Origin of the sequence: Paenisporosarcina indica (assembly GCF_001939075.1) — a bacterium.
Lineage (GTDB): Bacteria > Bacillota > Bacilli > Bacillales_A > Planococcaceae > Paenisporosarcina > Paenisporosarcina indica.
This window is the reverse complement of sequence record NZ_MPTA01000007.1, coordinates 19,403-42,495: the sequence shown is the minus strand read 5'-3', so window position 1 is coordinate 42,495 and position 23,093 is coordinate 19,403. Positions and strand designations below refer to the sequence as shown.

The following is a 23,093-nucleotide window of genomic DNA, read 5'->3' as shown; positions in this document are numbered from 1 at the left end:
GAACTTTGGCGAGATTTGTTAAATATTGTATTGAATTAGTATCTTGAAATAAAAGGTAGCCTTATGCTGGAAAATAAAATTATTTCAACTCAGATAGCTTTAGAACAATTAGCATGGACATATCTTGTTAATCAAGAACAGATGATAGACAAAGAGGCATATAAAAAGTTGCGAGCAACGGATATCCTTAGACTTCTTTGTTATCAATTAAAAATACCAAAGGAGATCACGAATGATTATTATGGTGAATTAGTTGAAAAATATAAAAATGATAGCGTATTTAAGTTCGTAGATTACAGAATAATCTTGTGCATCCAGAGAAGAAAAAAGTTTCAACAAATCGGATAAGCATACGAAATTTATCGTTTACTATCATGGTGTTAATTTTCTCGAAAAGGCAATAACAAGAATTTGTGGATTCAAGGAAAAGTTATAGGAGTTGAATGAATAACTTAATGATAGAAGGAGTGAAGAAAATATTTGGTAAAAAGAAGGATTCACGATTAAAAGCATTAGAAAAAATAAAGAAACAAGAAAAAAAGGAAAATGATTTGGTGGATAAAAAATTGAACAATCTTTATAAACGGTTAGTGGAGTTTAAGAAAAACAGGTAATGAATAACCTTTGCTTTAGTTAAACAAACGAATAAAAATCAAATTAAAAAAGAGTTCAGTTAAGGTTAACTGCGCTCTTTTAATTTATATAATCATTTTTTTATATCAAAATTATCTTTGATATACTTCATTTCCTCCGCTGGACTCATAATTCCTGTTGTGATCTCGGGCCGAATGTGAAAAATCATCCTTAACCCAACGATTTAAAATTTCAAAATAAACTGATTCATGCTCAAAATTATCGTCATGTTGATGAACTTCAACTACTTCAAGCAATCTTTCTACACGTTCTTAAACTATACAGTCAGAAATGTTTAACTAGTATTAATGGATTTTTGACTTATTTGTACGAGAACCTACTAATTTTTACATTATTCTGATAAAATATAAAAGTGGAATTATTTACTATTTACTTACCACTTTTCTTTTCACAATAGAAGAATGATTCGACCAGCGATATGGTTTTTTCAAAAGAAACAATTTCACCTAATCAACAACACTATTCAAATGTGTGGAGGTATTGAAATGGAAAGAGTATTAAGCGGTTTGCATCCCGAAAATGTATTCTACTTTTTTGAAGAGATTTCCCGGATTCCGCGTTGTAGCGGGAATGAGCAGGCTATCAGTGACTATCTGGTTGCGTTTGCGAAGGAGCGAAGGCTAAAGGTAAAGCGCGACGCAGCACTCAATGTGGTGATTGACAAACCGGCGTCTCCGGGCTATGAAGACCGTCCAAAGGTCATCCTGCAAGGACATATGGACATGGTTTGTGTAAAGAACCTGGGAGTTGAGCATGACTTTGAAAAAGACCCGATTGAACTAGTGATTGACGGAGAGTTCCTGCGTGCAAACGGAACCTCTCTGGGTGCGGACGATGGCAATGCGATTGCGATCTGTCTTGCAATACTGGATAATGACGAAATTGTACACCCAGCTCTGGAAGTTGTATTTACAACCGGAGAGGAGGTCGGAATGCAGGGAGTCATGGCGATGGACGTAACAATGCTGGACGGCGATTATTGGATTAGTTTGGACTACTCTCAGGATTCCGATGTTCTAGTCTCCAGCGCTGGGAGCAGTAATAATTACTTTACGGTGAAGACGGCAAAAAAAGCAATTGGTCATCCGAAATCAAAAAAAGCACTGTGCATTCGGATTGACTCCCTGACAAGCGGCCATAGCGGAATTGAGATAATCAAGGGGCGTGCAAATGCAAACCGGATTCTCGGTGAGATTCTCAGCAAACTAGAAAACATAGCACCTATTGAGCTTGCTGAGATTTCAGGAGGAACGAAAAATAATGTGATCCCAGCTGCAGCGCAGGCGACAATCTGCTGTGAGACTGAGGTAGCAGAACAGTTAAAACAAGTGACAGAAGACTTGGTGAAGCAGCTGAAACTCGAATACTGTGAAACAGACCCGATAATGAATGTGGAGTGTGTTTTCTGTGAGATGCCAGAATACGCCTATTCGAAGGTTGTGACAAAAACAGTAGTGACACTTCTGAACTTGGTTCCAAATGGGCTCCAAAACTATCTGGATGTTTCACGGACATTCACAAAATCCTCTGCAAATCTGGGTGTGGTATATGAGACAGAACAGGGGGTTGAGATGCAATCTATGACCCGAAGCAACAGTGAATATGAACATGACCAGATTCTGCGCCGTATGGAACAATTGGCGGAACTTTGTGGAGTGGAATATCGCTGCGAAGGGCGGATTCCAGTGTGGGAGTACGATCCGAACTCAAGCTTAGCCAGACAAGTACAGGATATATGGGAAAGGCTACGCGGCACTCGTCCTGAGACTAACATCATCCATGCAGGAGTGGAAACCGGCCTGATTATAGGGAAAATGCGAGAGCAAGGAAGAATGCTTCAGGCTATCAACGTGGGTGTGCGTAACTATGATGTTCATACGCCGAGAGAACGGATGGAGATTACATCACTGGGACGAACTTATGAATTGATTATCGGAATTCTAAAGGAGATACAGTAAAGGTGAAAACCAGAACTATAAGGAGACCTACTATGATGAAGAAGATTAGAATAGGTAGCGGAGCAGGATATGCTGGCGACAGGCTGGAGCCTGCTCTCGTATTACTTGAAAAGGGAAAACTCGACTACATAGGCTTCGAGTGTCTGGCTGAAAGGACCATAGCTATTGCTCAACAGCAGAGGCTTAAGGATCCCGAAAAAGGATACAACGAACTTTTGGAATACAGAATGGAAAAAATACTGCCCCTGGCATACAAGAACAAAGTCAAAGTCATCACGAATATGGGTGCGGCAAATCCCGAAAGTGCTCTTGAAGTCGTGAGAAAAATGGCCGAGGACAAGAACCTTAAGGGAATGAAAATAGCAGCCGTTCTTGGAGATAACATATTTGACAATATAGAAAAGTATTCGGACACCATTGTTTGGGAAACGGGAAAACCGCTCAATGGTCTGGACGGAGAGATAGTGTCTGCCAATGCCTATTTAGGCATGGAAGGCATTGTGAAAGCACTCCAGGAAGGCGCTGACGTTATAATTACCGGAAGAGTTTCAGACCCTGCCTTGTTTCTGGCGCCCCTAGTCTACGAGTTCGGATGGTTCGTTGAAGACTACGATAAGATTGGCAAGGGCATTCTGATAGGACATCTACTTGAATGCGCCAGCCAAGTTACTGGAGGCTATTATGCGGAACCAGGGAAGAAGGATGTTAAAGATCTGTGGAATCTCGGATTTCCTATTGCAGAAGTGGATGAATCTGGTGATGCTGTCATTACGAAGGTTGAAGGAACCGGCGGAACCGTAACCACGTCCACTTGCACCGAACAGCTCCTGTATGAAATTCACAATCCTGAAAAATACTTTACACCGGACTGTGTAGCCGACTTCTCAAAAGTCACAATGGAACAGGTCGGCAAGGATAAGGTTGCCGTAAGTGGTGCAACAGGACGTGAAAAAACGGATACTCTTAAGGCAAGCATAGGATACAAGGATGGCTTCATTGGAGAGGGTGAAATGAGCTATGGAGGACCAGGCTGCCTGGAAAGGGCTAAGCTTGCCGCTGAAATTGTCAGGAAAAGGCTGGAGATGCAGGAGGTTGAAATGGATGAAACCAGAATAGACTTCATTGGAATAAACTCCATATACAGGAACGATTCAAGAGAAATCATTTGCTACCCGGAAGAGGTGCGACTGAGATTCGCAGCAAGAACCAAGGACAGGGAAAGTGCCGTCATGGTTGGGAATGAAGTGGAGACACTGTATACGAACGGCCCCTGCAGTGGAGGCGGTGCTGCAAAATATGTGAAGGAAATAATGTCTGTAGCCTCCATACTCGTTCCAAGGGATGGCATAAAAGCAGAAATCATCTGCAAAGAGGTGCTTTAACATGAAGCTTTGGGAAATAGCTCATTCTCGTACCGGAGACAAGGGAAATATTTCAAACATATCCCTGATTGTATATGACAAGAAGGATTATGAAAAGGTATGCGAAAAGATCACGGCAAATGTGGTTGCAGAATGGTTTAAGAACATCGTAAAGGGAGAGGTAATAAGATATGAACTGCCTCAGCTGGGTGCCATGAATTTTGTAATGCACGACGCTCTTGGCGGTGGCGTGACCAGGTCCCTTGCATTAGACAAGCATGGAAAAAGCCTTAGTTCGTACCTTCTAGACATTGAAATTGAACTTGATTAGAAAAAAAGTGTCTGAATATTAAGATGCTTCTTCATAGTATGCGTACATTGATTGCTGCACAGTACAACACACACTGCATGAAAAGAATGAAACAGTTAATGGTGAAAATCGTCAGTTAGCAAACGGTCTTATAGATTCAAGAACGTATGAGGAATGGAATTCTAAATATGTAATGGAGTAAATTAGATATATATATCTAGGAAAGGTCACTGGCTTTCTAAAGAGCTTTTTATTACGGCATAAAGTAATAATGATAATAGAAGGGTAAAAAGATTTATAATTTTACCTAAAAAACACAAATAATAAAACTAAATACCTAATTGGATATTTACTGGGATATATATTCCATTTATAATAGAGTTGACATGTTAAGAGAAAAACTTTGTTTATCGATTAGACATGTAATTCTATTAGAGAGGGATGAATAAATGAAAAAACTATTATTAATCTTTTTAGTTTTAATGACCTTTTTAGCGAGCTGTGGGAATGAAAGTGACCTTTCAAAAGAAGCAGAAGCAAAGGAAACTGAAAAAGGTAGAACAGAAGCGAAAGAAGACAAACAACATACTTATAAAGAAGGAGATATAGTACTCGGTCAGCCTATTGACTTTACTGTTATGAATTTTCTTACTCCAGAAAGTGTTGCAATTACTATCAATGATATGAAACTAGCAAAGGTATTCCCAATGAGTGAGGAATTAAAGGAAATATACAAAAAAGATAGAAATACATACTTAGATACTCAGGCAAAGTTATTATATGAAATGATTAATTATGATCATGACCATCTGATAATTAATTTGTCTTTCGTAAACAAAACAACAATTGATTTACAACCATTTAATAAAATAAAATTTGTAGTTGAAAATGTTAATGGTATGCAAGTAGAAGTCGATATGCTAATGGAGCAAGAGCAAAAGATTCAAACATTTGAAAATGGAATCTTGTCACCTGAAGGATCAAGCGATGGAGTATTTGTACTTGAGATACCGGAAGGTACAGAGATTGATAAGATGTATATGATGGCTGGTGATGGTAATTCTAGAGATTACTCTGATATCTACTACATTAACCCTGAAGATATTGAAAAAATAGAAGAGTACTCTTCTTCTATGTAATTAAAGGACTTTATGGTCCTTTTTTTGTCTTTAAAAATTGTTTTTTTGCCTTTTGGCATTTGAAGGATACGCAACTAGCAAGCGCTATTAAACTAGCTCTAGCTGGGAAGGACATGATACCGATATCGCAACTGGTCAAATCGTTAAAACACTAATTGAATTAGACAGTAGGCAGACAATAGCAATTAAGTATCAGCCCTCATGGGTTGCGGCGAAGTTTTGCAAGAATAAAATTCAAGCAGGATTCAGCATATTTACTGTAAATGCTTAAATGTGCCATAGTGATATTTCAATATTACAGTAATAAATTGCGATTTATTCAACCGATTTAGATAAAGCTATTGATCGTGGTAATGATTAATAAAGACTAAAAATATTACACGAATAGTATGAAAACTAATTGACTTCCGTGTATTTACGTTTATACTAATTTTAACCATTTATGATTTTTGGAGGAAAAGAAAGTGATTAGAAAAGTTTTAATAAACATGGCATGGGTAATTGCTGTAGTAGGTGTAATATACGCCTTCGTGTGGTCAACTTCCGCAATACCTGTAATACAGGAAGTAGGTGGAGCCGAAATATACGAAGATATAAATGCTACTCTACAAGGAATTGTCGATAATTCTGACGGGGTCATAGCAGAAATGTCATCCGAGCACACAGGTTCTTACTATCAAGTTGATGTATTTATCTTTGATACGGCTTGGACAGGATTTAGTGTCTCTGATAAAGAGTCGTTTGCTACAAAAACAGGGACAGAGGTCCAAGACGCACTCCCGGATTCAACAATTGTTTCATTCTACGAAATGGAAAGTGGCATCCTCGTCGCAGATGGTGACGTATTCGGAGAATATACGGTAATAGACTAAGAGAAAATATTGAAACACTATGAGTAAACAACGAAACGAACTTATATCAGAAATTCCGTATTGAGCAATCGCGAGAGGTATCGAAAGACATTAGAAATAGAGATCTTGCTAAGAAGCTGATAGTAAGAAAACCGCGTCTTTTCCTAACGGAGAAGGCTCTTTTTTTGTTTATTATAACTTTTACAACTGGACAAGCATCATTCGAAAGCAACACACATAATGTGGAAAAAGTTATAGACAAAAGAAAACGGAGGAAAACGACTAGATTTATCGTACCTGATTGCCGTCCAGTTCGATATCCACCTCACCATGGGTATCGAGACGGCAAGAAAGCCAGTTATATCATTTTCGAAGTTTTCACCTCGGCTATCATGATAGGAGTTGCCTTAAAAGCTTACTCAAAAAACAAAGGTATTGGTGAAGAAAAGCTATCCTTTGAGGGTAGCTTTTTCTTGTTACTTTTAATAGTTCGAAAAGTGTACTTTTACGAACTTTTTAATTGTTGATGTATATTCAAAAACTCCTTACAGAAGGGGTTAATTAGCTATAAGTTTATAAGAAAAACCAGTCTTACGGATGAAACAATTAGGTCTAGTTTAAGAGTATGATAATAATAAAAGATACTATATATGGGAATTGCCTATACTGCCTATTCCTATGGTCGTTTCTCCCAAGGTGCAATCGTTCCGATAATATGTTCCGATTTTTCTTCTCGAATGGCTTTTATGACACCATCGGAAATCTCTTCATTTGTCAACCATCGGGACATATCACTTTCTATCTTGAACCCAAGCAGGATTTGATGATAGTGAACATGTATTGGAACTGCCGTTTTGGCTTTGATTTCATGTAAGTTCGAACTACTGCCATTCAAGTGGAATAATTTCCATGGCTGGGAATTAGAAAGGGATTCTGTTAAACATGGAATCACATTTTGTCCGGTTGAATGGATCCAAGCAACTACCAAGTGAATTGGACCATTCTTTTTTTGTATACGATGTAATTGTTCCGCTAATTCTTTGGTATTCGTGTAATCAACTAAGACTGGTGTCATCTGTGCAGGATTTTGTTCTAAGAGCCGTTGCATCTTCTCGGGATACCGACCAATTACAGAAGCGTGATAACCATTTACCGATAACCATACGGAAACGTTGGTCAGCATGCCTGTACCGCCAATGACAAGTGCATGTTTCAATTAAATCATTCCTTTGCTGAGTGAAATGGTGTTCTTCTAAATTGAATTATTTCCTTGTTGAAATGTTAGAAAGGGTGAAATCAATGACTGCTTTACTGGAAGCGTCTAACTGTTTGTTGTTATCTACAGGTCAAAAGAAATTGGAAAGTCTCTGGCGGAACGACCCGTGTTACAAATTCATGTTTTCGCTAAAAGGCTCCATGCAGTACCAAAGCAGACGAAACGATTTTTCATTAACTGAAAATGAGTTCATGGTCTTCAATCCGCATGACGAACATAGACAGATTTCAGTAGAAGACCATAAATTTTTGGTTGAACTGGATTCGGCATTTCTCAACGAGGCGACGGCTGCCATTTCTGTCATTCGGGAGGATCTTTTCTTTGCGCAAACGACACAAAAAAATCCACTCGTTGAGCAATGGGTCCAATTTGTTCAGCAGTATATGCTAATGGAAGGGCAAAATGGAAGCCGGTCTTCTGAAGTGTTCTTAGAGCACAGCTTTGCTCAATTAAGTCTATTGTTGGTCAAGACAACCATTGGGACACATACCTCTAATCTGAATACTCAACCTTTTCGCTCCACCCAGCCGGCACTTGTTCAGGTGATGGAGGCCTTAAAAGATGATTATCAGCATGCCTGGAGTCTAGATGAAATGGCAGCGCTACTAGATATTGGCAAATTTCAATTTGCTCACCTTTTTAAAGAAAGAATTGGCGTTTCACCTTATTCTTGGCTCCAACTATATCGGCTTGTCAGAACTCAGGATTTGCTTTTGCATACCCAACGGTCCATTACGGATATTGCGATTAGCTGCGGGTTTTCTTCCGTTGCCGTTTACAATCAGTTATTTAAACGACTCTACGGATTTTCGCCTAGCTTTTTCCGTAGAAACAATTCGAATCAAATAGAAAACTGAGCAAAAGACCATCATACTGCCGCAGAAAATAAAGAGGGAACTAATCTCGATGAAAGTAGCGAGTGCGCCAAATAGCATCAAGGAAATCACATTAGATCCATAGAGAATGACCGCATTAAAACTGAATGCCCTACCTAGTTTATAGCTTGGAACCAGTGTCTGAATCAAATAAACACGGGTAAGACCGGTGTTTGGCAGTCCGATTGCAACAATCAGCACACCTAGCAAGTAAAGGGGAAGGTTTGTTGCAAATCCCAAGACAAAAATTCCGATTCCCCATACGATAGAGCCACAAAGATAAAGGGCGAAAGTTAATCTTTTCCAGAGAAACGGAATGACCACATTGACAATGATTACACCTGCGCCAAACCATCCCAATAAGAGACTATAAAGTTCTTCGCCCTGACTCGGATAGTTTTTTAGAAGCAGCAAGAGCAATCCGACCTGCCAAACCCAAGTGTTGAAAAAGACCATCAAAAACGTCGCCATAAACAAGGTTTTAATCGTCACTTCTTCTTTTACCCACCGAAAGAAATCAAAAATCGATTGGAAGATTCCTTGATTTTTCTCTACAAGTGCATTATCCTCGTGGATCGGTTGAACCCAATGAATTTTTAAGATGAAAAATGCACTCAAAACATACGTAAGCGCATCAAGCGAGTAAAAATGAATGGTGTTCCCTGAACTCAATAGACCGATACTGAAAACAGGACCGAGCACCTGGACCCCTCTCGTGACAATATCAAGCAGACTATTAACCGTCGTTCGGTCATCCACTGGCGTGACGAGAGGCAAAACAGCCCGGTACGCTGGATTATAAAAACAGCCGAGACTCTGAATTACAAAACTTACGAATAGCAAATGCCAGAAAGCTAAACTCTCTAGTTGATAGATGACAACCAGTGAGAGAATGATCGGAACCCGAATAAGATCAATCCATAACAATAGCCTTTTTTTATTGACACGGTCTGCGATGGCACCGCCAATTAAACCGAATAACAAATAGGGGACGGCCTGTGAAATGGCGATTACTGTGGTAAGGCTAGCCGATTGAGTCAGTTCATAGGATATAAAAAGAAAGGCAAGCCCTGCAAGTACATTGCCTAACTGTGAAATGCCAGCCCCTGCCAAATAATATAAAACGCTTTTATTCTTCAATGCATTTCGATACATCGTAATCACCTCATTTACAGGTTACGCTGTATTTTTTTGCTCATCTATATGAATCTTGCTGTTTTTCATGGCAATATTCAGTAGAGTAATTATTGGAATTGGTTTTAGCCCTTCTATATAGGGAGCAGCCAAAGACCAAATGGATAAATCAAATAACCCAGTAATCTTGTTAATACAAGGTTCCTGGGTTTCTTCCAATTCATATTCAATGTTAAAAATGAAACTCCTTTGTGTTGAATTCGGAGTGTATAGCCGATAATGTGGCGAATCCCACCAAACATTTCTAAACGACAAAAGCTACCACGTAATCATAATTGGTAGCTCCCTCATCACTTACCTCTATACTATTTTCCGTTAGATCCAAAACTCATATGCTGATAGCGTCCTTGAATAATTTGGTTGACGCCATATGAAATTAATCCAACTGCCACTATAGCCAGTAAAAACTGGCCGAATGGTTGGCTTGCTAACTCTGTTAAAGCACCGCCAAGCCCTTTTGATTCATCAGGGTTATGTGTGTATGCTGTGCGGATGAAGAAAAATCCGACCATACTTAGAACAATCCCCCGTGAAATCAGACCTAGTTTACCTGACAATCGTGCAATTTTACGTTCCTTATCATTCATTTCATAGGTTTTGAATTTAGACATGAATTTCTCTTTTACACCACTATAAAGTTCGTAAACGCCATATCCAATAATAATTGCTCCTACTAATCCAACTAACCATACGCCAAATGGCTGTTCCATTAACTTAGCCGAAATCGTTTTCTCCGAATTGCCACCACTAGCGTTCCCTGTGTGACTAGCTAATTTTATTGCACCAAATGCTAAATTCGTATAAATGACTCCACTGATGAAATAACCAGTTCTTTTAATCAGGCCTTTTGTATTAGTTCCTTCATTTTCAGGATCCTTAATCGCTTTAATAAAATCCCATATGATGTAACCGATTAAACTAATTCCGATAATCCATAATGCAACTTCACCAAATCGCATTTCGGCGATTGATTGAAGAGCACCAGATGTCCCAGTCATATCGCCTCCGGGTCCGAATGCTGCTAACGCTGCGAGTACCCCAACCATTCCGTACACGATACCTTTAGCCATATAACCTAAACGACCAAAACGACGCACCCACGGTTTCATTTCTCTCATTTTCTCTTTTGTTGCTGTTTTTGCCGGCGAATTCATATAATGCACACTTCCTCTACAATTCTCTTATTATATGAAGTCCCCGTTTCATCGTAAAAAGAAACAACCATTATTTACAAGCGTGACAATTCACCCAGAAAATAATGTTTCTGAGAAAAATGGAGAAATTCTTTCAATGCTCACTTTGGTTATAGATTAATGAGCCTTTCCTAGCAGAGAGGTTCTTTTTTTTGATTTTTATTGATGCTGCTTTATCTGACACCTTTTCTTTGAAGTCTTCTTTTTTCTTAAATAGAGCATTTAATAATTTCATCTAAAATCTACTTAAAGAAATTATTATGATTAATTCATCTATCCAATATATAACCCTCTAAATACAAACAGTTAATGTGAATTACGCTAGACTTCACAACCAAACATCTTAACTACGACTTATACTAAAATGTTCAAAATGCTTTGACAATAGTAGGATTAAACAAAAAGTTTTGGAAATCTATTAATAATGGAAGACGTTACCACGTAGGAACAATAGTATTTTGCATACTTTCCTTTCGGGTGTGCTATCCTAGGTAATCTAGGAAAGGAGGGGGAACAATGAATAAAAAGCGTATCGAATCTTTGGACTCATTACGGGGTGTTGCAGCATTAATTGTTGTGATTTTTCATTGTTTAACTTCATATGTAATATTCTACAACGCTAATAATCATGTTTTCGAAAATAAAGTTATGGAAGTTATAACACTTTCGCCATTAAAAATAGTATGGGCAGGGAACGAAGCTGTTTTATTATTTTTCGTTTTAAGTGGTTTTGTATTATCTTTACCTGTTTTTAATGGAAAACCTCAATTATATTCAGCTTATATCGTTAAGAGGTTTTTTAGAATTTATATACCATATATAGTCATAATGTTAGTCTCCACATTACTTGCCGTTACTTTTTTTGATTTCAAAGAGAATGCTGGGTTAAGTGAGATTTACGAAAACAGGTGGGATCATCAAGTAACCTTAAAAGCTTTTGTATCTTTTCTGTTCATGATTCCAGAGGATTTATCAAATGTTAATGGTGTAGTTTGGTCTTTGTTCCATGAAATGCGAATTTCTATTGTATTTCCTTTATTCGTTTTAATCATTTATAAATATAAATTTATAAAATCTTTTACACTATCAATGGCTTTAATTATTTTTGGGATAGCGTTTTTCCAAGGTTTGAAAACCCTGACAGACAATGAATTTGTTGAAAGTATCTGGAGTGATTTCACAATGTCCGCCTGGTTTACAGTTTTCTTTGTTTGTGGTTCTATTTTAGCAAAGTACCGTAATCGGGTAGAGTTTATAAACCGAACAAAATGGTGGGTTAAATTAGGTGTGTTTGTTTTCTCATTAATCTTAATTAATTCAAAAGGTTTTTTGATACCGTTGAATCTAAATTTTTGGATGATTGAACAAGGAATCGCACTAATCGGTATTATTATCTTATTTGTAGTAATACTTAATTCGGATTTAGCAGATAAATTATTAACTCGAAAGCCATTACTGTGGTTAGGCAAAGTTTCATATAGCTTATACCTGGTCCATGTACCGGTAATCATGGTTACTACAATACTTTTGAGAAACATAATTACTTTGGAATGGTCTTTTGTTGTCGCGGTGATTCTATCTTTAGTTGTTGCTGAAATCACTTATAAGTGGGTAGAGGCTCCTACAATAAAAATCGGTAAGAGATTATCGGACTTGATAATTAACAGGAAAAGAAAACAAAAAAGTTGAGTAGGTCAACAATGAAAATCATAATAGGACTTATATAGCGAAGTAAAGAAACCCAAATTATATGAAGCAGTTAGTTTTAATGCAATAGGCCGGGGTTTCCTACAGAAACGATTACAGAATTCAGTGTTATTAGCTCGTTAATTAAGAAATATAAATGACACAAAAGTTGTCAAGACATTCCATCTGAGTGCTTCTTGATTATCATAGAAACAAGAAGGAGTAATTCCTTTTTTGTTGAACTTTTAAAGTTGTGTTCATCGATACGGATTTTCAGGGGGCAGAAAAGTGGATAATGAAATAGTATTTTTAGGTGAAAGAATAATAGAGAATAAATTTCACATCGCAAAAAATGTAAACGATAGAAGATTAGCTGAATATACAGAGGATTTAAGAGAGCAGGTAGCTCCCTATGAGAATGAATTAATCAATATTCGTGCTCATTTTATTAGCCTATTTGGAGAAGTACTAAGGGACCAATTAGATGAAGAAAAATCCATTGAAATAATTTCAAATTGGGGTAATGAAACTGGGGAATTGATTTTCAAATCGGGTGCACCACTTGAAGAGGCCTTAAAAGATACGAGATATTATCGTTCATATATTTGGAGAGAAATTAAAAATGAAATAGAGAAAAACAATATGTCAATCGATATAGTGTTTAAAATAGGTTCGATTATTGACCCTTTAATGGATCATGCTGCATATGCCTTTAGCCTAACGTATATTACTCATTTTAAATCTACAATGATAAATGCTAAAACCGCAGTATTGGAATTATCTGTTCCGGTTGTACCTTTAAAAAGAGGCGTAGCCATATTGCCATTAATCGGGAATATTGATACGGAAAGAGCAAAATTATTGATTGAAGAAACTTTAAAAACAGCTAACAGACTACAACTCGAAAAATTAATAATTGACTTATCTGGTGTTTACATTGTAGATACAATGGTAGCTGGTGAGATTTTCAAAGTAATTGATGCTCTCAAGCTACTAGGTGTTGAATCAATCTTGACTGGAATTCGACCAGAAGTTGCTCAGACTATTATTGGTATTGGACTGGATTTCAGCGGGATAAAAATGACAGCAAATGTAGAGCAAGCTCTAGGTGATTTTGTTTGAAAATTTTTTAACATATAAGCGATTAAGAAAGCAGGACTCATTCGAGTTGTGCTTTTTGTTTACCCCAAAAAATGATAGAGATTGAGGAGATATGTAGTATTACGGCATGAGCACGCCAAGAAAGCGAACATCAGACAGCGAACTTATGTGAATGTACAGATATTAATCATTGACGATCCAACAGGAAAAACCGATGACTTTATCTGCAAAATACAAGGGTGAAGATTAAGTTATGAGAATAATTAGAGTCTAACCAGGGCCGCGTAAGTGATGCTATAATAGGGAAATCAGATTAATTGGGAATAACGAGCCTAATTAACAAGAAGCAATTCGAAACTTCTACCTGTGATTAAATTCGGATTCACTATCGGAGGTGTAAATATGAATAAAAAATGGACGATTGAAAATATAAGGGAGTATGTTAAGAAGAATTCAGATTGTGAATTACTTTCTAAAGAGTATGTAGGATACTCGCAAAAACTACTGTTAAAATGTTCATGTGGAAATAATTTTGAAAAAACATTAACTAAATTTAAAACTAGCAATCAGAAAAAATGTCCAAATTGTTCAGAAGTTAGAACATCACGTTGATTTTCAGAGGTTTTGAAAAAGGGGGGGGATATTGCTCTTATTACATGCCCTCTTTAAATTTAGTTTAATAAGTCAAAAGAAACCGCTCATGAACAGTGACTCTTCACGTTCAAGAGCGGTTATTCTTTTGAGGATAATAGAAAGAAAACGATAGGTATTAGCTTTTGCATGAATAAGAAAACGTAAACTGTTTTTACTACTAAAGTAATGTCTCGCAATTTGCAATCTAGCACTTCACTCTTATGATTCGACAAATAATGACTTTATTTGATGAAAAACGACAAAAAGGGTATAAAAGAAGTATAATTCTTTCTTACGTTATGATTGATTGATGAGAGGAGGGAATCCGCTTGTTTGAAACCTTGTTAGTAAATATTTTGTTTTTGATCCTCCCGGTCTTATTTTTTGCGGTCTTTTTTGAGAATCATATAAACATTTTCAATAAATGGTTCATCGTCATCGTTTCCTCGATATCAATGAGTCTTTGCATGCTATACCCAATCCAACTGGAGATTGGGTTTATATTTGATTTACGTTATATCCCTTTTATCATTGTGGCACTTTATGGCGGGCACAAAATGGTGTTCCCATTATATCTCCTATTAAATATTTACCGAATGATAATCGGTGGAGAAGGAACCATGCAATCATTCCTTTTTTCGACAGTTATTTTTATAGCGATTCCATTGTTAAGTAAGACATTCAATAAATCTGCAACAAGGACACGATTGATCATGGGGATCAGTGCAGCAGTGTTTACGATGGGTCTGTATTTAATGGTGCTCAGCTCATTTTTCGATGAATTGACCCACGGGTATTGGTTGCTCGTTTTCTCTGCACTTACAACACACATCATCGTGATCGCCTTGAATTTGTTGATGATGGAAAGAATCCTTTTCAATATCAAAAGTCGTGAAAATTTTCTTCATTCAGAGCGTCTACATGTGATGAGTGAGCTTTCGGCAAGTGTATCGCATGAAATCAGAAACCCACTCACAGTGACCAAAGGATTTATACAAATTGTAAAAGAATCGACTAACATTAACTCGGATGAAAAAATGTATCTAGACTATTCTTTGAATGAACTGGAACGGGCAGAAAACATTTTGAATGACTTTTTGGCATTCGCTAAACCCCAATCAGCGCATATGGTGCATGACACGATGGTAAAAGAAGTGGAGTATGTGAAAAATATATTGATGCCATATGCTCTGATGTATCAAGTTGACATACAGTGTAGGTTCAACAGTTCTCTCAAGATAAGGTACGATAAAAACCAAATGCAGCAGTGTTTAATTAATTTATGCAAAAATGGCATAGAATCGATGAAAGATGTCGGGGGAACTTTACTAATTGAGGGATATGAACAGGATCGAAACATGATGATTTCAATTAAAGACAACGGCATTGGCATGACAAATGATGAGATTTTACAATTAGGCAAGCCGTATTACTCTACGAAAAAAGAGGGTACAGGTTTAGGAATGCTCATGGTATATGGAACCATAAGCAAAGTAAAAGGCGAAATCCGTGTGGAAAGCAAAAAGGGGAAGGGCACCACTTTCTTGATTACCATACCAACTAAAAATAAGTAAACGCATTATCAGTCGCGTCCATTTTTGGTTTTGTGCTACTATTATACGCAAGAGAAAGGCGGAATCCACAATGCGTAAAAAGTACGGAAAACTTCAAACAAAAGAAAACATCATCGTCTTTCCGGGTATGGTGGACAGGCTTATATCTGAAGGACTTAAACATGCTGAAGATTTTCAATATGATTTAGCCGTGGATTCAATTAGACAAGCATTGACCTACATAGAAGCAGATGAACAAACACTGGGTGTCTATGCGTATTCATTGTACGAAGTTCGAGAATATGAAGAAGCTTGCGCCATTTGCGAGGAATTATTAAAACTAGGACCCACTTATTACTTCGAAACGATGGAGCTATATGTGACCGTGTTAATGGAACTCCGTCGTTTTGGAGAGGTCAAAGAAATAGTGGAATCACTGTTGGAAGAAGGGGTTATTCCCCCTGAAAAAATCGAAAATTTCGAACAACTACTAGAATTGAATTCACGAGTCTCAAAACAAAAAGAGCACCTCCCGTTAGAAGATGCTCCGCATAATAATCAAATTGATGCCACGTACTTCCAATTAGAAACTTTTTCACAGTTTTCAGAGGATAAGCAGCAACAATTATTGGTTGAATTGGACGGGGAAGACTTAACATCAATTGAAAATGACCTTGTGACATTAATCGAAGATCAGCTTATCTCACCGATTACCAAATCATTTGCGTTACTCCTGATGGTTCATCAAGGAATTAATCGAACGGTAACAATTGAAAAACTAGGTCATCAAGCTGAAGTTACACCAAATAGTTTGCCAGAACCGTCTCAAAGTTCGAAAGTGGAGGCTGTTTTGCATCTAACTGGTGAAGAGTTAGTGCAAAATCCAACCAAGCTTGAGATGGTCCATGATTTGATCATTCGACACTCATTTGCAACCTATCCATTTGAGTGGTTTTCTTTTAATGAGAAGGAAGTTGCAGAAGCATACATATGTTACGTGGGGGCAATGCTTGGGGAAGACGTGCCGAATGTCGGAGAGTTGAATGACTTAATCGTGAAGATTGATGTGCTTTTTGAAATGCGTGGTTTGTGAAAAAAGTTGAAAGTATGATGAGTTATGCTATACTAGAATGGTTGTCAAAATCATATAGAAACATGATTATAACAAGTGAATTTAATGATGGAGGTTGAATATATGTCAGTAACATGGGAAAAACAAGAGGGTAACACAGGTATTCTAACAGTAGAAGTAGAAGCGGTAAAAGTAAACGAAGGTTTAGACAAAGCTTTCAAAAAAGTTGTAAAAGAAATTAACGTACCAGGTTTCCGTAAAGGGAAAATGCCACGTAAAATGTTTGAACAACGTTTTGGTGCTGAATCTTTATACCAAGATGCTTTAGACTTCATTCTTCCAGATGCATATGCAGCTGCAGTTGATGAAGCTGGAATCGATCCTGTTGATCGCCCGGAAATCGACATCGAAAAAATGGAGCAAGGCGAAAACCTTATCTTCAAAGCTACAGTTACAGTACGTCCTGAAGTAACACTTGGCGACTATAAAGGGATTGAAGTAACTGAACAAGACAAAAATGTAACAGACGAAGAAATTGAAGCACAATTAAAAGATCAACAAACTCGCTTAGCTGAGTTAGTAATCAAAGAAGATGAAGCAATCGTTGATGGTGATACTGCAGTAATCGACTTTGAAGGTTTCTTAGGTGAAGAAGCGTTTGAAGGCGGAGCTGGAGAAGATCACGAACTTGTAATTGGTTCTGGTTCATTCATTCCTGGATTCGAAGAGCAATTAATCGGCTTAAAAGCTGGTGAACAAAAAGATGTGGTAGTAACTTTCCCTGAAGAATACCATGCAGCTGAACTTGCTGGTAAAGAAGCGACTTTCAAAGTAACAGTGAAAGAAGTTAAAGGAAGAGAACTTCCTGAATTAAACGATGATTTCGCTAAAGAAGTTGATAGCGAAGTTGAAAGTATCGATGCACTTCGTACTAAATTAAAAGAGAAAACTGCTGAAGAGAAAAAAGTTGCTTCAGAAACAGCTCTTAAAGATGATTTAGTAGAAAAAGTTGCTGAAAATGCAACAATCGACATTCCACAAGTAATGATCGATTCAGAAGTTGAAAATATGCTTAAAGATTTTGCTCAACGTTTGCAATCACAAGGGATGAACCTTGACCTTTACTACCAATTCTCAGGTCAAGATGAAAAAGCTCTTCGTGCTCAAATGACTGAAGATGCAGGTAAACGTGTGAAAGTTTCATTAACACTTGAAGCGATCGCTGAGGCTGAAGGTCTAACAGCATCTGAAGATGAATTAAATGCAGAAATCGAAAAAATGTCAGCTCAATTCAACATGACTGCTGAGCAAATCCACACAGCACTAGGTGGAACGAATGCATTAGAAAACGATATCCGTATGCAAAAAACAATTGACTTCTTAGTTGAAAACGCTAAAATTTCAAAATAATTTCCATACTAGCTTTATGAAAACAAGGTACGGACATCATATCCGTGCCTTGTTTTCTCTCATACATAGGTAGTAAATTAAGATTAAATCAAAAGATATGAGATACTGGAAAATTGACTTCCGAGTATTCTTCAGACTTATTAGTTGATTCTGTAAGAATAATCTTGTAAGATTGTGGCTTGAATAGGGGTGAATATTTTGTTCAAATTTAATGATGAAAAAGGGAATTTAAAGTGTTCCTTCTGTGGTAAATCCCAAGAACAAGTTCGTAAACTGGTCGCAGGACCCGGTGTATATATTTGTGACGAATGTATTGATTTATGTACAGAAATCGTTGAAGAAGAACTCGGTACAGAAGAAGAAACTGAGTTTAAAGAAGTTCCAAAACCGAAAGAGATTCTTTCGATTCTCGATGATTATGTAATCGGTCAAGAGCGAGCAAAAAAATCACTTGCCGTAGCCGTGTATAACCATTACAAACGAATTAATTCAAATAGTAAAATTGATGATGTCGAATTATCAAAATCAAATATCGTAATTTTGGGACCAACAGGTAGTGGTAAAACGTTACTTGCTCAAACACTTGCACGCATCTTGAACGTGCCATTTGCAATTGCGGATGCAACTTCATTAACAGAAGCTGGATACGTTGGGGAAGATGTTGAAAACATTCTCCTTAAATTAATCCAATCAGCTGATTACGATGTTGAAAAAGCTGAAAAAGGCATTATTTATATCGATGAAATCGATAAAGTTGCACGTAAATCTGAGAATCCATCCATCACACGTGATGTTTCAGGTGAAGGTGTACAACAAGCGCTTCTGAAAATTTTAGAAGGCACTGTTGCAAGCGTTCCTCCACAAGGCGGACGCAAACATCCTCATCAAGAATTCATTCAAATCGATACAACGAACATTTTGTTCATTGTTGGTGGTGCATTTGACGGAATTGACCAAATCATTAAACGTCGTTTAGGGCAAAAAGTGATTGGTTTTGGATCGGATCCTAATAAAAAAGATCCAGATGAGGCTTCATTATTATCTCAATTAATTCCAGAGGATTTATTGAAATTCGGGTTAATTCCAGAGTTTATTGGTCGTTTACCTGTATTGGCAAGCTTGGAACAATTAGATGAGAACGCACTTGTTCAAATCTTGACTGAACCGAAGAATGCTTTAGTGAAACAATATCAAAAAATGATTGAATTGGATGATGTGCAATTAACATTTGAAGATGATGCATTAATTGAAATTGCGAAACTTGCAATCGAGCGTAAAACTGGAGCGCGTGGACTTCGTTCAATTATTGAATCGATTATGTTAGAAGTCATGTATGAATTGCCTTCACGTGAAGATATTAAAGAGTGTGTCATCACAAAAGAATCGGTTACTGAAGAATCTTCACATCCGAAATTGATTTTAGAAGACGGTACCGTTTTAGAACAAAAAGATGAAAAGACTTCAGCGTAAGTTGAGCTGAGAAAGAAAAGCTGGCTTCGGACGTGCGTATGCATACGCACAGATCGGATGTCAGCTTTTTCTTAACTATGTTTGATTTTCGGATAAATCGGACAAAATTGAACGGAGGTGACTTTCCACATGACAAAGGAAACGAAAGAAAAGGTTGTTCCGTTATTACCGTTACGAGGATTATTAGTTTTTCCGACGATGGTGTTACATATTGATGTAGGGCGTGAACGATCTGTTGCAGCATTAGAACAAGCCTTATTGACAGATAGCATCGTCTTTTTAGCGGCACAAAAAGATATGTCAGTAGAACAACCTGTAAAAGAAGATCTTTATCAAGTCGGTACATTGGCGCATATCAACCAGATGGTTAAATTGCCAAATGGAACAATACGTGTATTGGTTGAAGGTGTGGACCGTGCCACTTGGACCAGTTACACAGAAAGTGAAAAGTACGCAACAGTCGCTGTTACAACATCATCAGATGAAACAGAGAAAACACCTGAACATGAAGCCCTAATGCGTATGCTTCTTCAGTACTTTGAGAAATACTCGAAATTATCGAAAAAAGTAACTTCTGAAACATATGACACCGTTTCAGATATTGAAGAACCAGGGCGTTTAGCCGATATGATCGCTTCTTACTTGCCACTGAAAATGACTGCGAAACAAGAAGTATTGGAAATTTTCGATGTTCTTGCTAGGTTGGAGTGGCTAGTCAATCGTTTGCACAATGAACAAGAAGTGATTGATATGGAAAAGAAAATTTCGGAACGTGTCAAAGTAGCGATGGAACGGACACAAAAAGAATTCTACTTGCGTGAACAAATGAAAGCCATTCAAACTGAACTCGGGGATAAAGAAGGGAAGACCGGAGAAATTGCCGATCTTCGCAAAAAAATCGAAGAGTCCGGAATGCCTGAATCGACACTAAAGGTTGCGGAAAAAGAGCTAGATCGTTATGAAAAATTGCCAGCAGCAGCTGCTGAAAGTGGCATTATTCGTAACTATTTAGATTGGCTAGTAGCTCTTCCTTGGACAGAGTCAACGGCAGACCGATTAGATATCAACCATGCAGAGAAAATATTAAATCGTGATCATGATGGTCTTGAAAGCGTGAAAGAACGTGTGCTGGAGTACTTAGCCGTAAGACAACTTACCAATTCTCTTCGCGGTCCAATTTTATGTTTAGCAGGGCCTCCTGGAGTTGGTAAAACATCACTTGCTCGCTCAATTGCCGAATCATTAGGACGTCAGTTTGTACGCATTTCTTTAGGTGGCGTTCGGGATGAATCTGAGATTCGTGGACACCGTCGTACGTATGTAGGTGCAATGCCTGGTCGTATTATTCAAGGAATGAAAAAAGCTGGGAAAATAAACCCTGTTTTCTTATTGGATGAAATCGATAAAATGTCGAATGACTTCCGTGGGGATCCTTCTTCAGCAATGCTGGAAGTATTGGATCCGGAACAAAATCATAATTTTAGCGATCATTACATTGAAGAAACGTATAACTTATCAAACGTGTTGTTTATTGCGACAGCCAACGATCTAAGCTCCATTCCTGGACCACTGCGCGACCGGATGGAAATCATTTCAATTGCGGGCTACACGGAACTTGAAAAGCAATTGATTGCAAAAAATCATTTGCTGCCTAAACAATTAGAAGAACATGGCTTAACTAAATCAACCCTACAACTTCGTGATGATGCAATCTTAGATTTGATTCGCTATTATACACGTGAAGCAGGCGTACGTAGTTTAGAGCGTCAAATTGCTACAATTTGTCGTAAGGCAGCCAAACAAGTCGTTTCGAGTGATAAAAAGCGAATTATCATTACCCCTTCAACTTTGGAAGAACTTATTGGAAAACATAAGTTCCGTTATGGACAAGCAGAAACGGAAAATCAAATTGGGGTAGCAACAGGACTGGCTTATACATCTGTTGGTGGAGACACGCTTCAAATCGAAGTGGCATTATCCCCTGGTAAAGGCAAATTGCTGTTAACCGGTAAACTAGGCGATGTCATGAAAGAATCGGCACAAACTGCTTTATCGTTTGTCCGATCAAAAGCGGATGAATTAGGCTTGGATGTTGATTTCCATGAAACAAATGACATTCATATCCATGTTCCTGAAGGTGCTGTACCAAAAGATGGCCCTTCTGCAGGAATCACGATTGCAACTGCACTCGTTTCAGCCTTGTTGAAACGTCCAATTCGAAGAGAAGTTGGGATGACAGGCGAAATCACATTGCGTGGCCGTGTCTTGCCAATCGGTGGTCTCAAAGAGAAAACATTGAGTGCGCATCGAGCAGGATTGACAACGATCATTTTACCGAAAGACAATGAACGTGATATAGAAGATATACCTGAAAGTGTGCGTGAAGATTTAACGTTCAAACTTGTTTCGCATGCGGATGAAGTGCTAGAAATAGCACTAGAAGGAGGCGGCATGCAATGAAAGTGCATAACGTAGAATTGGTAATAAGTGCGGTCAGACAAGCGCAATATCCGGAAGATGGTTTTCCGGAGTTCGCTCTTGCTGGCCGTTCAAATGTTGGAAAATCTTCATTTATTAATAAAATGATAGGCCGCAAGAGTATGGCGAGGATCTCCTCGAAACCTGGGAAAACACAAACATTGAACTTCTATAAAATTGAAGAAAAACTGTTTTTCGTTGATGTTCCTGGTTATGGGTATGCGAAAGTATCGAAAACTTCTCGTGAAGCATGGAGTAAGATGATCGAGGAATATATCATGAATCGGGACTTACTGAAAGCGGTCATTCAAATCGTGGATTTACGTCATCCACCGAGTGACGACGACTGTATGATGTACGATTTCCTTAAGTATCACCAAATTCCTTGTATCGTGATTGCAACCAAAGCGGATAAAATACCAAAAGGCAAATGGGAAAAACACAAGAAAATGGTACGTGACGAGCTTGATATGGAAGTGCATGATACATTGATTCTGTTTTCATCTGAAACTGGTATGGGATTTGATGCAGCTTGGGCTGAAATCGAACGCCGTATGATTCTTGAATAGAACGGTTAAACTCTCTAAGAAGCTTTATGCTTTTTGGAGAGTTTTTTGTTTTCGAAAAAATTATATGTATATTGTCGGAAAATGGGGTATAGAATTAAACATAAATCTCATATAAAGCTAGCTATTAACAGACAATTTCGCCTACGAGCAAAAGGATTGTCCCTTTTCAAACGATTTGATACACTTACATTATAATTATTATAATGTAACAAAATACTCAGCTTTGATTTCATAGCTTGTTCACATTTGAAACCTTGATTTCAAAATGGCTATGTTATAATTAAGGCATGAAATAGAACGTGAGAGGTGT

General features: G+C 37.7%; 23 protein-coding genes and 1 pseudogene. 18 read left to right on the top strand and 6 right to left on the bottom strand.

Annotated features, from left to right (window positions below):
- Positions 1 to 63 precede the first annotated feature (63 nt).
- Positions 64 to 348 (top strand): hypothetical protein, encoded by a 285-nt coding sequence (locus tag GY23_RS14825; protein WP_075619987.1) that lies wholly within the window; start codon positions 64 to 66, stop codon positions 346 to 348.
- A 95-nt stretch (positions 349 to 443) separates the two neighbouring features.
- The gene (locus GY23_RS18355) at positions 444 to 614 is read left to right on the top strand and encodes a hypothetical protein (protein WP_161487617.1); all 171 of its coding nucleotides are present in this window, start codon (positions 444 to 446) and stop codon (positions 612 to 614) included.
- Between the two features lie 111 nt (positions 615 to 725).
- Here the strand turns inward: GY23_RS18355 and GY23_RS19070 are convergent.
- A pseudogene (locus GY23_RS19070) lies at positions 726 to 893 on the bottom strand (DUF6241 domain-containing protein); the annotation flags it as partial.
- A 162-nt stretch (positions 894 to 1,055) separates the two neighbouring features.
- Here GY23_RS19070 and pepD point away from each other — a divergent pair.
- The 6 genes from pepD (at position 1,056) to GY23_RS14795 (ending at position 6,800) form a co-directional block, all read left to right on the top strand.
- Positions 1,056 to 2,612, top strand: a complete 1,557-nt coding sequence (gene pepD / locus GY23_RS14820) for a beta-Ala-His dipeptidase (RefSeq protein WP_084544155.1) — start codon at positions 1,056 to 1,058, stop codon at positions 2,610 to 2,612.
- Between the two features lie 32 nt (positions 2,613 to 2,644).
- Complete coding sequence (locus GY23_RS14815; protein ID WP_245827677.1) at positions 2,645 to 3,994, top strand: acyclic terpene utilization AtuA family protein; 1,350 nt, start codon at positions 2,645 to 2,647, stop codon at positions 3,992 to 3,994.
- 1 nt (position 3,995) lies between these two features.
- On the top strand, positions 3,996 to 4,304 hold the full coding sequence (locus GY23_RS14810) for an AtuA-related protein (RefSeq protein ID WP_075619985.1): 309 nt from the start codon (positions 3,996 to 3,998) through the stop codon (positions 4,302 to 4,304).
- A gap of 428 nt (positions 4,305 to 4,732) precedes the next feature.
- Positions 4,733 to 5,422, top strand: coding sequence for a hypothetical protein (locus tag GY23_RS14805; protein ID WP_075619984.1), 690 nt, complete (start codon positions 4,733 to 4,735; stop codon positions 5,420 to 5,422).
- Positions 5,423 to 5,886: 464 nt separating this feature from the next.
- Positions 5,887 to 6,294: a hypothetical protein gene (locus GY23_RS14800; protein ID WP_075619983.1), complete on the top strand. Its 408-nt coding sequence runs from the start codon at positions 5,887 to 5,889 to the stop codon at positions 6,292 to 6,294.
- A gap of 164 nt (positions 6,295 to 6,458) precedes the next feature.
- Positions 6,459 to 6,800, top strand: a complete 342-nt coding sequence (locus GY23_RS14795) for a hypothetical protein (RefSeq protein ID WP_075619982.1) — start codon at positions 6,459 to 6,461, stop codon at positions 6,798 to 6,800.
- A 149-nt stretch (positions 6,801 to 6,949) separates the two neighbouring features.
- On the opposite strand, the gene GY23_RS14790 is transcribed toward GY23_RS14795, so the two are convergent.
- Positions 6,950 to 7,489, bottom strand: coding sequence for a Rossmann-fold NAD(P)-binding domain-containing protein (locus GY23_RS14790; protein ID WP_075619981.1), 540 nt, complete (start codon positions 7,487 to 7,489; stop codon positions 6,950 to 6,952).
- 83 nt (positions 7,490 to 7,572) lie between these two features.
- Between GY23_RS14790 and GY23_RS18835 the strand changes: the two genes are divergently transcribed.
- Entirely contained in the window at positions 7,573 to 8,406 is an 834-nt protein-coding gene (locus tag GY23_RS18835) for a helix-turn-helix domain-containing protein (RefSeq protein WP_245827676.1), read from the top strand.
- On the opposite strand, the gene GY23_RS14780 is transcribed toward GY23_RS18835, so the two are convergent.
- From GY23_RS14780 to GY23_RS18595, 4 genes are all read right to left on the bottom strand, one after another.
- Entirely contained in the window at positions 8,335 to 9,579 is a 1,245-nt protein-coding gene (locus GY23_RS14780) for an MFS transporter (protein WP_075619980.1), read from the bottom strand. The genes GY23_RS18835 and GY23_RS14780 overlap by 72 nt on opposite strands.
- Positions 9,580 to 9,600: 21 nt before the next feature.
- Positions 9,601 to 9,777: a hypothetical protein gene (locus tag GY23_RS18350; protein ID WP_161487616.1), complete on the bottom strand. Its 177-nt coding sequence runs from the start codon at positions 9,775 to 9,777 to the stop codon at positions 9,601 to 9,603.
- A 146-nt stretch (positions 9,778 to 9,923) separates the two neighbouring features.
- Positions 9,924 to 10,772: a DUF1206 domain-containing protein gene (locus GY23_RS14775; protein ID WP_075619979.1), complete on the bottom strand. Its 849-nt coding sequence runs from the start codon at positions 10,770 to 10,772 to the stop codon at positions 9,924 to 9,926.
- A gap of 133 nt (positions 10,773 to 10,905) precedes the next feature.
- On the bottom strand, positions 10,906 to 11,046 hold the full coding sequence (locus GY23_RS18595; protein WP_211270689.1) for a hypothetical protein: 141 nt from the start codon (positions 11,044 to 11,046) through the stop codon (positions 10,906 to 10,908).
- Between the two features lie 281 nt (positions 11,047 to 11,327).
- On the opposite strand from GY23_RS18595, the gene GY23_RS14770 reads away from it, so the two are divergent.
- The 9 genes from GY23_RS14770 (at position 11,328) to yihA (ending at position 22,783) form a co-directional block, all read left to right on the top strand.
- Positions 11,328 to 12,500 (top strand): acyltransferase family protein, encoded by a 1,173-nt coding sequence (locus GY23_RS14770; RefSeq protein ID WP_075619978.1) that lies wholly within the window; start codon positions 11,328 to 11,330, stop codon positions 12,498 to 12,500.
- Between the two features lie 285 nt (positions 12,501 to 12,785).
- Positions 12,786 to 13,619: an STAS domain-containing protein gene (locus tag GY23_RS14765; protein ID WP_075619977.1), complete on the top strand. Its 834-nt coding sequence runs from the start codon at positions 12,786 to 12,788 to the stop codon at positions 13,617 to 13,619.
- A 381-nt stretch (positions 13,620 to 14,000) separates the two neighbouring features.
- Complete coding sequence (locus GY23_RS14760; protein ID WP_075619976.1) at positions 14,001 to 14,210, top strand: hypothetical protein; 210 nt, start codon at positions 14,001 to 14,003, stop codon at positions 14,208 to 14,210.
- Positions 14,211 to 14,560: 350 nt separating this feature from the next.
- On the top strand, positions 14,561 to 15,805 hold the full coding sequence (locus GY23_RS14755) for an ATP-binding protein (protein WP_075619975.1): 1,245 nt from the start codon (positions 14,561 to 14,563) through the stop codon (positions 15,803 to 15,805).
- Positions 15,806 to 15,875: 70 nt separating this feature from the next.
- Positions 15,876 to 16,877, top strand: a complete 1,002-nt coding sequence (locus GY23_RS14750) for a DUF3196 family protein (RefSeq protein ID WP_075619974.1) — start codon at positions 15,876 to 15,878, stop codon at positions 16,875 to 16,877.
- A gap of 102 nt (positions 16,878 to 16,979) precedes the next feature.
- The gene (tig, locus tag GY23_RS14745) at positions 16,980 to 18,266 is read left to right on the top strand and encodes a trigger factor (RefSeq protein ID WP_075619973.1); all 1,287 of its coding nucleotides are present in this window, start codon (positions 16,980 to 16,982) and stop codon (positions 18,264 to 18,266) included.
- A 198-nt stretch (positions 18,267 to 18,464) separates the two neighbouring features.
- Entirely contained in the window at positions 18,465 to 19,736 is a 1,272-nt protein-coding gene (gene clpX, locus GY23_RS14740; protein WP_075619972.1) for an ATP-dependent protease ATP-binding subunit ClpX, read from the top strand.
- Positions 19,737 to 19,865: 129 nt separating this feature from the next.
- The gene (lon, locus tag GY23_RS14735; RefSeq protein WP_075619971.1) at positions 19,866 to 22,196 is read left to right on the top strand and encodes an endopeptidase La; all 2,331 of its coding nucleotides are present in this window, start codon (positions 19,866 to 19,868) and stop codon (positions 22,194 to 22,196) included.
- Complete coding sequence (gene yihA, locus GY23_RS14730) at positions 22,193 to 22,783, top strand: ribosome biogenesis GTP-binding protein YihA/YsxC (RefSeq protein ID WP_075619970.1); 591 nt, start codon at positions 22,193 to 22,195, stop codon at positions 22,781 to 22,783. Before lon ends, yihA begins: the two co-directional genes overlap by 4 nt.
- The last annotated feature ends 310 nt before the right edge of the window (positions 22,784 to 23,093 follow it).